Origin of the sequence: Streptomyces sp. PKU-EA00015, assembly GCF_013387495.1 — a bacterium.
GTDB lineage: Bacteria > Actinomycetota > Actinomycetes > Streptomycetales > Streptomycetaceae > Streptomyces.
Genome location: NZ_JABZEE010000062.1, coordinates 1 through 14,079 on the forward strand (window position 1 = coordinate 1; position 14,079 = coordinate 14,079).

General features: G+C 73.0%; 12 protein-coding genes. 9 read left to right on the plus strand and 3 right to left on the minus strand.

Annotation, left to right across the window (positions count from 1 at the left end):
• Positions 1-217 precede the first annotated feature (217 nt).
• Together HW130_RS30865 and HW130_RS30870 are read left to right on the plus strand one after the other, a co-directional pair.
• Positions 218-1,558, plus strand: a complete 1,341-nt coding sequence (locus HW130_RS30865; RefSeq protein ID WP_177153067.1) for a hemolysin family protein — start codon at positions 218-220, stop codon at positions 1,556-1,558.
• A complete protein-coding gene (locus HW130_RS30870; RefSeq protein WP_177153068.1) occupies positions 1,555-2,646 on the plus strand; it encodes a hemolysin family protein in 1,092 nt (363 codons plus the stop codon). The genes HW130_RS30865 and HW130_RS30870 overlap by 4 nt, the downstream gene beginning before the upstream one ends.
• Before the next feature lie 34 nt (positions 2,647-2,680).
• Here HW130_RS30870 and HW130_RS30875 read toward each other — a convergent pair whose 3' ends face one another.
• Both HW130_RS30875 and HW130_RS30880 read right to left on the minus strand, forming a co-directional pair.
• Positions 2,681-4,579, minus strand: a complete 1,899-nt coding sequence (locus HW130_RS30875) for an AAA family ATPase (RefSeq protein ID WP_177153069.1) — start codon at positions 4,577-4,579, stop codon at positions 2,681-2,683.
• 369 nt (positions 4,580-4,948) lie between these two features.
• Entirely contained in the window at positions 4,949-5,581 is a 633-nt protein-coding gene (locus tag HW130_RS30880; RefSeq protein WP_177153070.1) for a uridine kinase, read from the minus strand.
• 164 nt (positions 5,582-5,745) lie between these two features.
• Between HW130_RS30880 and HW130_RS30885 the strand changes: the two genes are divergently transcribed.
• The 3 genes from HW130_RS30885 (at position 5,746) to HW130_RS30895 (ending at position 8,822) form a co-directional block, all read left to right on the plus strand.
• Positions 5,746-7,131 (plus strand): peptidase C39 family protein, encoded by a 1,386-nt coding sequence (locus HW130_RS30885; protein ID WP_177153071.1) that lies wholly within the window; start codon positions 5,746-5,748, stop codon positions 7,129-7,131.
• A gap of 116 nt (positions 7,132-7,247) precedes the next feature.
• Complete coding sequence (locus tag HW130_RS30890) at positions 7,248-7,397, plus strand: SCO1431 family membrane protein (protein ID WP_177153072.1); 150 nt, start codon at positions 7,248-7,250, stop codon at positions 7,395-7,397.
• A 252-nt stretch (positions 7,398-7,649) separates the two neighbouring features.
• Positions 7,650-8,822, plus strand: coding sequence for an acyl-CoA dehydrogenase family protein (locus HW130_RS30895; protein ID WP_177153073.1), 1,173 nt, complete (start codon positions 7,650-7,652; stop codon positions 8,820-8,822).
• 340 nt (positions 8,823-9,162) lie between these two features.
• Here the strand turns inward: HW130_RS30895 and HW130_RS30900 are convergent, their stop codons facing one another.
• Positions 9,163-9,567, minus strand: coding sequence for a hypothetical protein (locus HW130_RS30900; RefSeq protein ID WP_177153074.1), 405 nt, complete (start codon positions 9,565-9,567; stop codon positions 9,163-9,165).
• A gap of 205 nt (positions 9,568-9,772) precedes the next feature.
• On the opposite strand from HW130_RS30900, the gene HW130_RS30905 reads away from it, so the two are divergent.
• The 4 genes from HW130_RS30905 (at position 9,773) to fxsA (ending at position 13,816) form a co-directional block, all read left to right on the plus strand.
• Positions 9,773-10,213: an Lrp/AsnC family transcriptional regulator gene (locus tag HW130_RS30905; RefSeq protein WP_177153075.1), complete on the plus strand. Its 441-nt coding sequence runs from the start codon at positions 9,773-9,775 to the stop codon at positions 10,211-10,213.
• Positions 10,214-10,222: 9 nt separating this feature from the next.
• The gene (locus HW130_RS30910) at positions 10,223-11,848 is read left to right on the plus strand and encodes an amidohydrolase (RefSeq protein WP_177153076.1); all 1,626 of its coding nucleotides are present in this window, start codon (positions 10,223-10,225) and stop codon (positions 11,846-11,848) included.
• Positions 11,849-12,404: 556 nt separating this feature from the next.
• Positions 12,405-13,202, plus strand: coding sequence for a polyprenol monophosphomannose synthase (locus HW130_RS30915; RefSeq protein WP_177153077.1), 798 nt, complete (start codon positions 12,405-12,407; stop codon positions 13,200-13,202).
• 47 nt (positions 13,203-13,249) lie between these two features.
• The gene (gene fxsA / locus HW130_RS30920) at positions 13,250-13,816 is read left to right on the plus strand and encodes an FxsA family membrane protein (RefSeq protein WP_177153078.1); all 567 of its coding nucleotides are present in this window, start codon (positions 13,250-13,252) and stop codon (positions 13,814-13,816) included.
• The last annotated feature ends 263 nt before the right edge of the window (positions 13,817-14,079 follow it).

Genomic DNA, 14,079 nt, shown 5'->3' on the forward strand with positions numbered 1-14,079 from the left:
ACCGATGATCCAAACGAAACTGCCTAGCCCACACAACTGTCCCCGCCGCCGCCGGCTTGATTACTCTGGTGGGCGGCGGCGCCAGGTGCGCCCCGCCCCGCAGCATGCGGCCCCAAGCGGCCGGCGGGGCTTTCCTACGACCCGAGGAGTGACTCCCTCCGGCAATGGACGGATCGTCCGGTAGTACCTGCGCCGCCCCCTCACAGGAGGCGGCGGCATGATCATCCCGCTTCTGCTGCTCGCCGCAGCGTTCCTTCTCATCCTCGCCAACGGCTTCTTCGTGGCGGCCGAGTTCGGCCTCGTCACCGTGGAGCGGCCCGACGCCGAGCGTGCCGCCGCCGAAGGCGACAAGCGCGCCCGCCGGGTCGTCGCCGCTCTGCGGCAGCTCTCGTTCCAGCTCTCCGGCACCCAGCTCGGCATCACCATCACCTCTCTGGTCGTCGGCATGCTCGCGCAGCCGGCGCTCGCCCAGCTGCTCGACGGACCGCTTACCGCCACCGGACTGCCCGACGGCGTCGTCCCCGGCGTCGCCGTGGTGATCGGCATGCTGCTCGCCTCGGCCGTCCAGATGGTCATCGGCGAACTCGTCCCCAAGAACTGGGCGGTGTCCCGGCCCTTGCAGGTGGCGCGCTTCGTCGCCGGCCCGCAGACGCTGTTCTCGGCCGTCTTCCGCCCCGTGATCACCCTGCTCAACGCCGCGGCGAACCGTCTCGTACGGCTCTTCGGCGTCGAGCCCGCCGAGGAGCTGGCCTCCGCCCGCACCCCGGGCGAACTGGTGTCCCTCGCCCGTCACTCGGCTCGGGCCGGCGCGCTGGAGCAGGACACCGCGGACCTGTTCGTACGGACCCTGTCCCTGGGCCACCTGACGGCCCAGCACGTCATGACGCCGCGGGTGAAGGTGAGCGCGCTCCAGTCGGACGCCACCGCCGCCGACGTCCTCAACCTCACGCGTGCCACGGGCCTTTCCCGGTTCCCCGTCTACCACGAGCGCATCGACGAGATCGTCGGAATGGTGCACCTCAAGGACGCGCTCGCGGTCCGGGCCGAGGAGCGCCGGCGCGTGCGGGTGTCCCGTATCGCCGTACCGCCGCTGCTCGTTCCCGAGACGCTGCCCGTGCAGCAGCTCCTCGAACGGCTGCGCAGCGAACAGCCGATGGCCGTCGTCGTCGACGAGTACGGCGGCACGGCCGGCGTGGTCACCCTCGAGGACATCGTCGAGGAACTGGTCGGCGAGGTCCGCGACGAGCACGACGCCGAGGCCGACGCCCGGCCCGAGCTCATGCCCGTCGCGCCCGAGGACGGCAGGCCGGCCTGGGAGGCCGACGGAAGCTGCCGGGTCCTCACCCTGCGCCGGATAGGTCTCGACGTGCCCGACGGCCCGTACGAGACCGTCGCCGGCCTCGTCGCCGACCTGCTGGGGCGCATCCCCGTCCCCGGCGACCGGGCCGAACTGCCCGGCTGGCGCCTCGCGGTGCGTCAGGTCGACCGCTACCGCGCCGAGCGCGTGCGCCTCGTGCGCACCGCCGACGTACCGGTGCTGACGGAGGCCGCCCGATGAGCGCCCTCCAACTGCTGTTCGCCCTGCTCCTGGTCCTGGCGAACGGTTTCTTCGTCGGCGCCGAGTTCGCCCTCGTCTCCGTACGCCGCAGCCAGATCGAACCGCTCGCCGCCGACGGCTCGGGGCGGGCGCGGCAGGTCCTGCACGGGCTGGAGAACCTGCCGCAGATGATGGCGGCGGCCCAGTTCGGCATCACCGTCTGCTCGCTCACCCTCGGCGCAGTCGCCGAACCGACCGTCGCGCACCTCCTGGAGCCCGCCTTCCACGCGGCCCGTGTTCCCGAGGGGCTGATCCACCCTCTCGGCTACGTGATCGCGCTGGCGGTCGTCGTCTTCCTGCACCTCGTCATCGGCGAGATGCTGCCGAAGAACCTGGCCATGGCCGCACCCGAGCGGACGGCGCTGTGGCTCAGCCCCGGCCTCGTCGGTTTCGCCCGGCTGTGCCGTCCGGTGACGGCCGGGCTCGGCGCCTGCGCCAAGCTGGTGCTGCGCGTCTTCCGGGTCGAGCCGAAGGACGAGGTGGAGGCCGTCTTCACCAGCGACCAGCTGGGACAGCTCGTCGAGGACGCGGGGCAGGCCGGACTGCTGGCGCCCGCGGAGCAGGAGCGTCTGGAGGACGCGCTGGAGCTGGGCAGCAGGCCGGTGAGCGAGGTGCTCATCGCCCGGTCCGCACTCGTGACCGTGCCGCCGTCGGTGACGGCGCGGCAGGTGGAGGAGCTGACCGTTCGCACGGGCTACTCCCGGTTCCCGGTCTCCGCCGGGGGCACCGGGCCCTTCATGGGCTATCTGCACGTCAAGGACGTGCTGGACCTGGAGGACGGCGAGCGGCCCGTGCCCCAGCACATCTGGCGGCCGATGGCGACGCTCCGCGCCGAGCTGCCGCTCGACGACGCGCTCACCGTGATGCGCCGCGCGGCGACGCACCTGGCACAGGTCGCCGACGAGTCCGGGCGGGTTCTCGGCCTCGTCGCCCTGGAGGACGTGCTCGAGATGCTGGTGGGCGAGGTGCGCGACCCGGCCCACCGCGTCACGGTGCCGGCTCGGGCGCCGAGGGCGTCCGCCAGAGCGGACTCGGCCCTCGTGAGCTGAGCCGGGCGCCCCGGTACGACCGGGAGGCGGCGCCCTAGCCGAGGGGAGGCTCCTGCGGACCGCGGCCCGCAGGACCGCGGCCCGACAGGACCTCCCCGTAGGCCTGCATCAGATCCGGGAGCCGCAGCGTCGACAGGTCCTCGCGGTTCGGGGTGCCCGGATACGTGGACAGCCGCAGGTCCCGGTACGCGCAGCTCTTCTCGTACAGCGTGCGCAGGAACCGGCCGTTGCCCAGCTCGTCGATCCAGCCCTGCTCGACGACATGGCCGCTGATCGAGCACAGCTCGTCACGGGCCTCCTCGTCCCACACGTCGCCGTTCTCCGCGGCCAGCACCTCGCCGATGGCGGTCAGCTCGAGCGGGCGGTAGGACGGGAAGTCGACCCGGGTGGTGAAACGCGAGGAGAGGCCGGGGTTGGTCGCGAGCAGGCGGTCCATGCCCTCGGGGTAGCCCGCCAGGATGACCACCAGATGGTCGCGGTTGTCCTCGGCGCGCTTGAGCAACACCTGCAGCGCCTCGTCGCCGTACGCGTCGCCCTTGCTGTAACCGGAGTTGGAGAGGCTGTACGCCTCGTCCACGAAGAGCACCCCGCCGAGCGCCGAGTCGATCAGCTCATTGGCCTTCACCGCCGTCTGGCCGAGGAACTCGCCCACGAGGTCGGCCCGTTGGGCCTCCACCAGGTGGTCGCCGCCGAGCAGCCCGAGCGCGTAGAACACCCGGCCGAGGATGCGGGCCACGGTGGTCTTGCCGGTGCCGGACGGGCCGGAGAAGACGAAGTGCCGCTTGGGCGGTCGTACGGGAAGGCCTTGACCGGCCCGCAACCGGGCCATCTCCAGCTGCGCCGACAACGCTTTGACCTGCCGTTTCACCGGCTCCAGGCCTACCATGCGCTCCAGCTCCGCCAGCGCCTCGGCCAGGAGCACCGGGTCGGTGGGACCCGACGGGAAGTGCGGGGGAGTGGCCTGCCGGGACACAGTCGTGCGCCGCCGGGGTCCGTCCGAGGGCGCCGGCCCGTTCCCCGTCAGCTGGCTCCCCGGGTCGCCGGGCAGGCGCTCGGTGGCGACCGGGCCCTCACCCTCGGCCTGGACGTCCACGGCGTCGGCGCCGAAGCCGGTCAGCGACACGGCGGCCAGGCCCGCCGCCTCGTCGTAGCCGTCGATGCCGTCGAGGCCGTCGTACTCCGCGATGGCCGCGAGCCGTGCCGAGGTGTCCATGAAGGCCGGATCGATCCGGTGCACGGCCCGGTACAGCGGCATGGCCGCGGCGCTGCGTCCGGTGCCCTCGTGGGCACGTGCCAGCCAGTACCTCAGCTCCTTGCGCTGCGGCTGCTCGCTGCGGCAGCGCATCAGCGCGGCGGACAGCATGGGCTCCGCCTGGCTGAACATCTCGAGCCGCACCCGGGCCATCCCGCCGAACAGGCCGGCCTCGATGCCCAGCAGCGGATCGTCCACCAGCGGCTCGGTGTGGCGTACCAGCTGCTCCCAGTCCTTGACCAGGTAGGCACGGCAGGCGTGCAGGAAGCGTACCTGGGGGTCGGTGTCCACGGGCGGAAGCCCGGCCAGAGCCCGGTCGAGCTCGGGCACGTGCCGGCCGTCGAGCCAGTGGGAGGCGTGCGCCAGCAGGAGGTCGCGCCGGCTCTCCAGCACGGGCTGCACCCACCAGCCCAGCCAGTACCAGGAGTTGAGCGTGCGGCGGTGGCGGGCGCGCTGTTCGCCGAACCGTTCGCGGTGGCGGTACATGCGCAGCAGGGCGGTGGTGGTGTCGACGCGCAGGGCGTGAAGCCCCAGCCACGCGTCCGCCATCCCCGGGTCGAGCCGCACAGCGGCGCGGAACTCCTCCTCCGCCTGCGGGTAGGCGCCCATGGTGCAGGCGTCCACACCGCGCAGCCAGGCGAGCTCGGCCGGAGTCCGTGCCCCCTGCGTGCCGTCGTCCATAGGGTCCCCCACACTCCCCCCACAAACCGTGCACCAGTGTTGTCGAGCCAGGGGGGCGCCCACCGGCAGCGTACGCAACGACCATGCCGCGGACGGGAATTGAGCCCACCGGGGTGCATCGTACCGGCGAGCGGGAGCTGCGCTAAGAGCGCCGCAAGGACCGGGCGCCGGTGACCCACTGTGAGCGGAAGGGCCGGAAGAGTGCCGCCGGGGAGGGGGAAGGGCAGAACGAAGCCCCCGATCACGGGGGAACAACCGGGGGCTTCGTGTCCGCGGCGGCTCCGGAAAGCCGCACATTGAGAACGTAAGACCTGTACGCCTCGTCGGTCAAGCAGGGTTGAGGCACTCGTGCGCGGGAGGCCCGACTGCTCAGTATGCCTGGCCAGGGCGATCACCCTCGGTGATCGCGTCGTCGGTTCGTGGTGTCCCGTCAGGTACCACTGACCACTCGTAACCCTCGGAACACTCGCGCACCAGGATGTCGGCGTACGGACGGGACGGATCCGCGGAGAAATGGCGCATCTCCGCCGCCGTCCAGCCGTCCCAGAAGGCGCCGAGCCCGGCACCGTCGCGCTGCCTGCCGCGCGCCCAGGATTCCTCGGCCGGACGCTCCATCCACAGGAGACGGGCCAGGTGGGGCCGCAGGGCCCGCCTTCCCGCGCCGACACCCTCGACCAGGACGACGGGCGCCGCCGGCAGGGGACGCGGCTGAAGAAAACGCCTCAGGTTCCAGTCGTACGGGTGAAACAGCGCCGTCCGTCCACGGGACAGCGGGGCGATCACCTCGTCCAGCATCCGGCCGGTCCACGCGAACAGCTCCTCGTGCGTGGCGAGGTCGTCCAGGTGCAGCACCGGCACGTCCCCGCCGAACGCTGCGGCGAGCCGGGCCGTGAACGTGCTCTTGCCCGAACCGGCGTGGCCGTCCACCGCGATCAGGCGCACCGGACCGCACGAAGGGGCCAGTGCGCGCAGCCGCGCGGCGAGCCGGCCGAGATCGTCCATGGGGCAAGGGTAGAAGCCGCGACGGCGCGGCCGGGACGCCCCCGCAGGTCATGCCAGTGGACCAGACCAATATTGCCCCGGTCGACGCGGTCCGAGGTGCTGGCCGAAGCCCCGCCCGAGCCGGGATAGTTGGCCCACTGTCGCGCACCTGACTTGGGGGTCCCATGGCCAGACCTACTTCGCGCAGAACCGTCCTGGGCGCCGCGATCGCGGCCGCCGCGAGCGCCGGAACGCTGTCCGCCGCCGGGCCGGCGACCGCCTCGGCCATGGCCGGCCCGGCCGGCGCCGCCCCTTCCTCCGGCCGGAACGCCGCCGCGGCCACGCTCGTCGACAACCGCTTCTGGTCCACCTACACCGACTGGCGCTGCGGCGACCTGGCCGGCACCGCCGCCGTCACCGGCCGACGCCCCGGCGTCGTGATCACCACGCCCGCGGGCACCGTCGACCACACCGATCCGCACACCGGGCGCGGTGCCCGCTGGGAGTACGCGACCTGGACCTCACCGGTGCACCGCTCGGCGGTGCCGGCGACCGAGGTCATCGCCTCCTGGAACGCGCACACCCCCGCCGGGACCTGGCTCCAGGTGGAGCTCGCGGGCGCCTACTCGGACGGCACGGACACGCCCTGGTTCGTGATGGGCCGCTGGGCCTCGGGCGACGGGGACATCCGCCGCACGTCCGTCGACGGCCAGAGCGACGGCAAGGCGAGCATCTGGACCGACACCTTCGCCGTCGACGACGCGGCGAGCGGGCTGCGCCTGACCTCGTACCGGCTGCGGCTGACGCTCTACCGCAGGCCCGGCACCCGCCTCACCCCGACCGTGTGGCGCCTCGGCGCGATGGCGTCGGACATCCCGGACCGCTTCGGGGTACCGGCCTCGGAGCCAGGTCTCGCCCGCGAGCTCGTGGTCCCGCGGTACTCGCAGAACACGCACGTCGGCCAGTACCCGGAGTACGACAACGGCGGCGAGGCCTGGTGCAGCCCCACCTCGTCCCAGATGATCATCGAGTACTGGGGGCGCGGGCCGACCGCCGACGACCTGGCCTGGGTGAACCCGGACTTCGCGGATCCGCAGGTCTGCCACGCGGCCCGCTTCACCTACGACTACCAGTACGAGGGCTGCGGCAACTGGCCCTTCAACGCGGCCTACGCGGCGACCTACCGCGACATGAGCGCGGTGGTCACCCGGCTCTCCTCGCTCACCGACCTGGAGACCCTGATCCGTGCCGGCATCCCTGCCATAACGTCGCAGTCGTTCCTCGAGGAGGAACTGACCGGAGCCGGCTACGGGACCGCGGGGCACCTGATGACGGTGATCGGCTTCACCGCCGACGGCGACGTGATCGCAGGCGATCCGGCGTCGCCGAGCAACGAGGCCGTGCGGCGTGTCTACCGGCGCGCCGAGTGGGAGAAGATCTGGCTCCGCACGAAGCGCTACAACGCGAGCGGGAAGGTCGTGTCCGCCACCGGCGGCGTCTGCTACGTGTACTGGCCGGCCGTCCCCACCCCCGCCCAGCGCCGGGCTCTCGAGGCGGTCGGCATCCACTGAGGCGGCCGACCGGGCCCTGGGGGCGTGACGAACGTCTCTACCCCGGGGCCCGGAGGGGCTGGCACTGTGGTGGGGTCCGGGGGACGCCACCTGCACACCGACCGAACGAGACCGCCATGACTTCGACCGCCGCCACCGCCCACAGCGCCCGGCTCGGCACCCGCACCGGAGGCCCCGACGACGAGTCGTCGGTGCTGGAGCACGTCCTCGGCTGGACGCTCGTGGTCGTGATCGCCATGCTGATCACCCAGCTCGGCCTGCTCTAGTCCGCGCCCCCGTCGGTCAGGACCGCGGACCTGTTTCGCCGCTCTCCGGCAACATCGCGGCATCGCCGCACGCGCTCCCCTGGCACCTCGTGACGGGAGCCGTCCGATCGGGCATACTCAACGCGCCAACAGCCGCCAACCAGCCTCTTTCGTGATCCGGAAGGGCACCATCGGCGTGGCAGAAGACCCGGCGACGCGCCCTCACCCTGCTGGCGCGACGCCGTAGCGCCCGACAGGGAGGAGAGCGCCGCAATGCCCGACCGCGCCCCGCAGCCGGTGGACCGTCAGCTGCCCACCGAGGAGGCCAGGGACCTGATCGCCCTGGTCCGCGACATCGCCGAGCGGGAGATCGCTCCCCGCGCGGCCGAGGAGGAGGAGGCCGGGCACTTTCCGCGCGAGGTCTTCCGGCTCCTGTCCGAATCCGGCCTGCTCGGCCTGCCCTACGCCTCCGAGTACGGTGGCGGCGACCAGCCGTACGAGGTCTACCTACAGGTGCTCGAGGAGCTGGCGTCCGCCCGCCTCACCGTGGGCCTCGGCGTCAGCGTCCACTCCCTCGCCTGTCACGCGCTCGCCGGCTACGGCACCAAGGAGCAGCGCGCCGAGCACCTGCCCGCGATGCTCGGCGGCGGCCTGCTCGGGGCGTACTGCCTCTCCGAGCCCGCCTCCGGTTCCGACGCGGCCTCGCTGCGCACCAAGGCGGTGCGCGACGGCGACGACTGGGTGATCACCGGCACCAAGGCGTGGATCACGCACGGCGGCGTCTCCGACTTCTGCACCGTCCTCGCCCGCACCGGTGGCGAGGGTGCCCGCGGCATCACCGCGTTCCTGGTCCCGGGCGACGCTCCGGGCCTGACCGCCGCCCTGCCGGAGAAGAAGATGGGCATGAAGGGCTCGCCCACCGCCCAGCTGCACTTCGACGGCGTCCGCATCCCCGACTCGCGCCGCATCGGCGACGAGGGACAGGGCTTCGCCATCGCGCTCTCCGCGCTGGACTCCGGGCGCCTGGGCATCGCGGCCTGCGCCGTCGGCGTGGCCCAGGCCGCGCTCGACGCGGCCGTCGGGTACGCGACGGACCGCAAGCAGTTCGGCCGCCCGATCGCCGACTTCCAGGGACTGCGCTTCATGCTCGCCGACATGGCGACGCGTATCGAGGCCGGGCGGGCGCTGTACCTGGCGGCGGCGCGGCTGCGGGACGCGGGCCGGCCGTTCTCGCGGCAGGCCGCCATGGCCAAGCTGTTCTGCACCGACGCCGCCATGAGCGTCACCACGGACGCCGTCCAGGTGCTCGGCGGTTACGGCTACACGCAGGACTTCCCCGTCGAGCGCTACATGCGCGAGGCCAAGGTGCTCCAGATCGTCGAGGGCACCAACCAGATCCAGCGCATGGTCATCGCCCGTCACCTGGCCGGGCCCGAGACCCGCTGACCCGCCCCTCCCACGCCAGGGGCGCCGCGAGCTTGCTCCACTCGGGATCCCGGCGCCCCGGCAGCGTCCTGCCGCGGCTGGCCCACAGCGTGAGCAGCTCGCGGTAGATGGGCGGATCCGCCGGGTGATGAACCGATTCTTCATGGGCGGGCACGAGAAGCCGCCGACGGCCGCGCTTGGCGGTCGTGGAGTACAGCGTCATGCCGGGCCAACGCCCGGGCCCCGCGGCGGGTTACCGCCGGGCCGGTTCGAGCGCCAGTCCACGGCGTACGTATGACGTCCCCGCCGTGACGTGACGGCGGGCCGCGGCAGCGCGGCCCGCGCGCTCAGGGACGCGGAGTCAGGCCGCGCGCCGCATCGGCGGCACCTTCAGCGGCCGCGACCCCGGACCGCCGACGTGCGAGAACGGCTGGGTGCGCCAGTCGAGACCCTGGGGCAGCGTCAGCAGCAGGGCCATGTCCTGCTCCTGCACCTCGAGCGACTCGTCCGCGGGCCGGGCCTCCCCGGCGGAACGGCCGGTGCCCGAGCACACCGTCAGTCCGAAGGGGTTCCACGGGGTGGGGCACAGCGCGTGCTCCGGCAGGACGTCCTCGTCCGCCAGGAGAGCGATCGGCTGGGCGCAGTCCGGGCAGACGACCCGGTACATCTCGAAGGTGTCGTACGCGTCGAACTCGTCGCCGTCGGCCTGTTCGGCCGAATCGACGGGCTCCAGTTCGGTACGGCCGTCATTCTTAACGCTCTGCATGGAGAATCTCCCCCTCGGATGGGCCGACCAGGCGCTGATGGCCTCGACCACAGCAAGCAATGCCCACCGCGCGGGGCAGGTAACCGTGAGGTCACGGGGGACCGGGGGCGCAAACCTGTGGTGTTCGTCACATGAGTGTCGTGAGGCCCCCTCGCGGCCGCCGTGGACTGTGCCGGAGGCGGCCCGGGGCAATAGGTTGATCCGCATGGAGGAGCTGGATCGTCAGATCGTGGAGTTGCTCGTCAGGGACGGGCGGATGAGCTACACCGACCTGGGCAAGGCCACGGGCCTGTCCACCTCGGCGGTGCACCAGCGCGTCCGCCGTCTGGAGCAGCGGGGCGTCATCCGCGGCTACGCCGCCGTCGTCGACCCCGAGGCCGTGGGCCTGCCGCTCACCGCGTTCATCTCGGTGAAGCCTTTCGACCCGAGCGCCCCCGACGACATCGCGGACCGGCTCGCCGGGGTCCCCGAGATCGAGGCGTGCCACAGCGTTGCGGGCGACGAGAACTACATCCTCAAGGTGCGCGTCGCCACGCCCCTCGAACTGGAGAACCTGCTCAGCCGCATCCGTTCCCTGGCCGGCGTCTCCAGCCGCACCACGGTCGTCCTGTCGACCCCGTACGAGGCCCGCCCGCCGCGTATCTAGTCTTGGTCCATGACCGAGCGCACCGCCCCCCAGAGCGAACACCGCACCGTGCTGCTGCGCGGTGGAGAAGTCCACAGCCCCGCCGACCCCTTCGCCACCGCGATGGTCGTCGAGAAGGGACATGTCGCCTGGGTGGGGTCCGAGGGCGCGGCCGACGCCTTCGCCTCCGGCGTCGACGAGGTCGTCGACCTGGAAGGCGCCCTCGTCACCCCCGCGTTCACCGATGCGCACGTGCACACCACGGCGACCGGCCTCGCGCTCACCGGCCTCGACCTCTCCGGCGCCGCGTCGCTCGCCGAGGCCGCCGCGCTCGTCCGCGCCTACGCGGACGGCCGCCCCGCGGACCGCATCCTGATCGGACACGGCTGGGACGCCGCCCGCTGGCCCGAGGCCCGTGCGCCGCGGCGCGACGAGCTCGACGAGCTCACCGGCGGACGCCCTCTCTACCTCACCCGTATCGACGTCCACTCCGCCGTCGTCACCACGGCCCTGCTGGACCTCGTCCCGGGCATCCGCTCCCTGGCCGGCTTCCGCGACGGCGAACCGCTGACCGGCGACGCCCACCACGCCGTACGCGCCGCCGCCTACGCGGCCCTGACCCCGCAGCAGCGCACCGAGGCGCAGCGCGCCGCGCTCCGGCAGGCCGCATCCCTCGGCATCGGAACCCTCCATGAATGCGGGGGTCCCGACATCTCCTCCGAGGACGACTTCACCGGCCTGCTGCGGCTCGCCCGGGACGAGCCGGGCCCGCGCGTGGTCGGCTACTGGGCCGACCGGGACGTCGAGCGGGCGCGCGCTCTGGGTGCTCTGGGCGCCGCCGGCGACCTGTTCGCCGACGGTTCCCTCGGCTCGCACACCGCCTGCCTCCACGAGCCGTACGCCGACGCCGGTCACAACGGCACCGCCCATCTCGACGCGGCCGCCGTCGCGTCCCACGTCGTCGCCTGTACCGAGGCCGGCCTCCAGGCCGGGTTCCACGCCATCGGCGACGCGGCCCTGACCGCGGTCGTCGACGGCGTCCGCGCCGCGGCGGACAAGCTGGGCCTCGCCCCCGTCCGCGCCGCCCGGCACCGCGTCGAGCACGCCGAGATGCTCACCCCGGAAACCATCGCCGCCTTCGCCGAGTTCGGGCTCACCGCCTCTGTCCAGCCGGCCTTCGACGCGGCCTGGGGCGGCGAGAGGGGCATGTACGCCCAGCGGCTCGGCGCCGAACGCGCCCGCACGCTCAACCCGTACGCGGCGCTGCTGCGCGCCGGCGTCCCCCTGGCGTTCGGTTCCGACAGTCCCGTGACTCCGCTGGACCCGTGGGGGACCGTCCGGGCGGCCGCCTTCCACCGCACCCCCGAGCACCGCATCTCCGCCCGGGCCGCTTTCACCGCCCACACGCGGGGCGGCTGGCGGGCCGTCGGCCGCGACGACGCGGGTGTCCTGGTGCCCGGAGCACCGGCGGACTACGCGGTCTGGCGCACCGGCGAACTCGTCGTCCAGGCACCCGACGACCGCGTGGCCCGCTGGTCCACCGACCCCCGCTCGGGCACCCCGGGTCTGCCGGACCTCACGCCCGGCAACGACCTGCCCGTCTGCCTGCGGACGGTGGTCTCCGGCCACACCGTCTTCGGGGGACCGAACGGGTGACGTGCGGACATTTCGTACCGCCGATCGATGCCCGGGCCGCTCGGCCTCGACCTGCGGATCTTCGCCTCTGACCTGGTGATACGGCCGATTCCCGCTGGTGGCGCGACTGTTGACAGCGAGCGCCCACCGGCCGGTAGGTTCGGCCGGGTCCACCACAGGACGTCCGACCGGCACCTTCCACGCAGTCGTCGAACGCCGCTGGGCCATGGGGTGGTGTGCCGCACCGGCGCACCACCACTGGGAGCCAGGTTCAGCGCCCGCGCCTCGGGGGCAGAGGGAAGGCTGCAGCCGGTCGGCAGGTGCGACCCGGGTGGGGCCCGGCGTTCAGTAGACAACGGCTCTCGGTCGACCCGCAGCCAGCGGGCCCCAGGTCGGCCCGAAGGACGCCGGGTCCGATCCGCTGCCGTCCGGCGGCCCGCTGCCCGCTCCGGCGGCCGGTTCCGACCCTGCGACGCTCCTGCCCGGCATCCGTTGCGTCATGATCCGCCGCCACCCCGCGGTGCGCTCCGAGCGCTCGCTATGGTGGGGCTCTGCGTACGGACTTTAAGGGGCAGCAGTGAACGACGGTGGTGCGGTTCCCCATGGCGGACCCCAGGGGAGGCGGTACGGCCCGCTCGGCAGGACCCTGGTGATCATCCCGACCTACAACGAGGCCGAGAACATCAAGGCGATCGTCTCGCGGGTGCGCGCCGCCGTGCCCGTCGCCGACGTCCTCGTCGCCGACGACAACAGCCCCGACGGCACGGGCAAGTTCGCCGACGAGCTCGCCGCCACCGACGAGCAGGTGCACGTCCTGCACCGCAAGGGCAAGGAAGGGCTCGGCGCCGCGTACCTGGCGGGCTTCCGCTGGGGCATCGAGCACGGCTACGGCGTCCTCGTCGAGATGGACGCCGACGGATCCCACCAGCCGGAGGAACTGCCCCGGCTGCTCACCGCGCTCAAGGGCGCGGACCTGGTCCTCGGCTCGCGCTGGGTGCCGGGCGGCCGTGTCGTCAACTGGCCCCGGCACCGTGAGTTCCTCTCCCGGGGCGGCAGCACGTACTCCCGCATGCTGCTCGGCGTGCCCATCCGTGACATGACCGGCGGCTACCGGGCCTTCCGCGCCGAGACGCTGCAAGGTCTGGGGCTCGACGACGTCGCCTCGCAGGGCTACTGCTTCCAGGTCGACCTCGCGCGCCGGGCCGTGGCCGCGGGCTTCCACGTCGTCGAGGTCCCGATCACCTTCGTCGAACGCGAACTGGGCGACTCGAAGATGAACAGGGACATCGTGGTCGAGGCGCTGTGGCGGGTCACGGCCTGGGGCGTGGGAAGCCGGGCGAACCGGCTGCTCGGCCGGAAGCCCGGGGCTTCCTGATCCACTCCTTACGCCACTTCGGCGGACGCCCAGGCACACTGGGGGGCATGACGACCGGCGCACCGACCCCGACCGCACCCCGGCGCTCACGCGCCCGCACCCTCGCTCCTCTCGGCATCGCCGCCTGGCTGGTCCTCGAGATCTGGCTGCTGACCCTCGTGGCCGGAGCGGCCGGCGGCTTCGCCGTCCTCGGCCTCCTGGTCGGCGCGGGCGTGCTCGGCACGCTGGTGATCAAGCGGGCGGGACGCCGTGCGTTCACCAACCTCACGCAGACGCTGCAGCAGCAGCCGGGTGCCGCCGCGCCGACGGGCAGCGGAGAAGGCAACGGTCTTTTGATGCTCGGCGGCCTGCTGCTGATGCTGCCCGGTCTGGTCTCGGACGCGCTGGGCCTGCTGCTCCTGCTGCCGCCTGTGCGCACCCGGCTCGGCCGGTCCGCGGAGCGCTCGCTGGAACGCCGGATGAGGGCGGCGTCGCCGGGCACGCTGGGCAACGCCTTCCAGCAGGTCAGGATCCACCGCCCCGACGGCAAGGTGGTCCAGGGAGAGGTCATCCGCGAGCCGGGCGCGGGGCGCCCGGACGAGCCGGATTTCCCGAGGCCCCCGCTGACCCCCTGACGCCGAGTCCATTGCCCCGCGCTTTCCCCGAGCCGGGGGGCGGGGCCCGACGCGATGCGGACCTGCCCGCCCCCTGCATACGGCCCGCGGCCGGCGCAGCCGGGGCGGCACGACCCCGGGCCGGGTGCGAGGTGCGTCCCGGCGGAACGGCAGCACAAAACGGCGGAGCCGCGGGCCGGTCACACCACTGGTGTGACCGGCCCGCGGCTCCGTACGTGCGTGACCGCGCGCTTCGGCGCGCTTACGCGGACTTGCGGCTGTCG

Bases quoted from the DNA above. Each gene is read 5' to 3' on its own strand.
- HW130_RS30890 (WP_177153072.1), top strand. From the start codon at position 7,248: ATGACTTCGACCGCCGCCACCGCCCACAGCGCCCGGCTCGGCACCCGC.
- HW130_RS30870 (WP_177153068.1), top strand. From the start codon at position 1,555: ATGAGCGCCCTCCAACTGCTGTTCGCCCTGCTCCTGGTCCTGGCGAAC.
- HW130_RS30900 (WP_177153074.1), bottom strand. From the start codon at position 9,567: ATGCAGAGCGTTAAGAATGACGGCCGTACCGAACTGGAGCCCGTCGAT.
- fxsA (WP_177153078.1), top strand. From the start codon at position 13,250: ATGACGACCGGCGCACCGACCCCGACCGCACCCCGGCGCTCACGCGCC.
- HW130_RS30880 (WP_177153070.1), bottom strand. From the start codon at position 5,581: ATGGACGATCTCGGCCGGCTCGCCGCGCGGCTGCGCGCACTGGCCCCT.
- HW130_RS30865 (WP_177153067.1), top strand. From the start codon at position 218: ATGATCATCCCGCTTCTGCTGCTCGCCGCAGCGTTCCTTCTCATCCTC.
- HW130_RS30910 (WP_177153076.1), top strand. From the start codon at position 10,223: ATGACCGAGCGCACCGCCCCCCAGAGCGAACACCGCACCGTGCTGCTG.
- HW130_RS30905 (WP_177153075.1), top strand. From the start codon at position 9,773: ATGGAGGAGCTGGATCGTCAGATCGTGGAGTTGCTCGTCAGGGACGGG.
- HW130_RS30875 (WP_177153069.1), bottom strand. From the start codon at position 4,579: ATGGACGACGGCACGCAGGGGGCACGGACTCCGGCCGAGCTCGCCTGG.
- HW130_RS30895 (WP_177153073.1), top strand. From the start codon at position 7,650: ATGCCCGACCGCGCCCCGCAGCCGGTGGACCGTCAGCTGCCCACCGAG.
- HW130_RS30885 (WP_177153071.1), top strand. From the start codon at position 5,746: ATGGCCAGACCTACTTCGCGCAGAACCGTCCTGGGCGCCGCGATCGCG.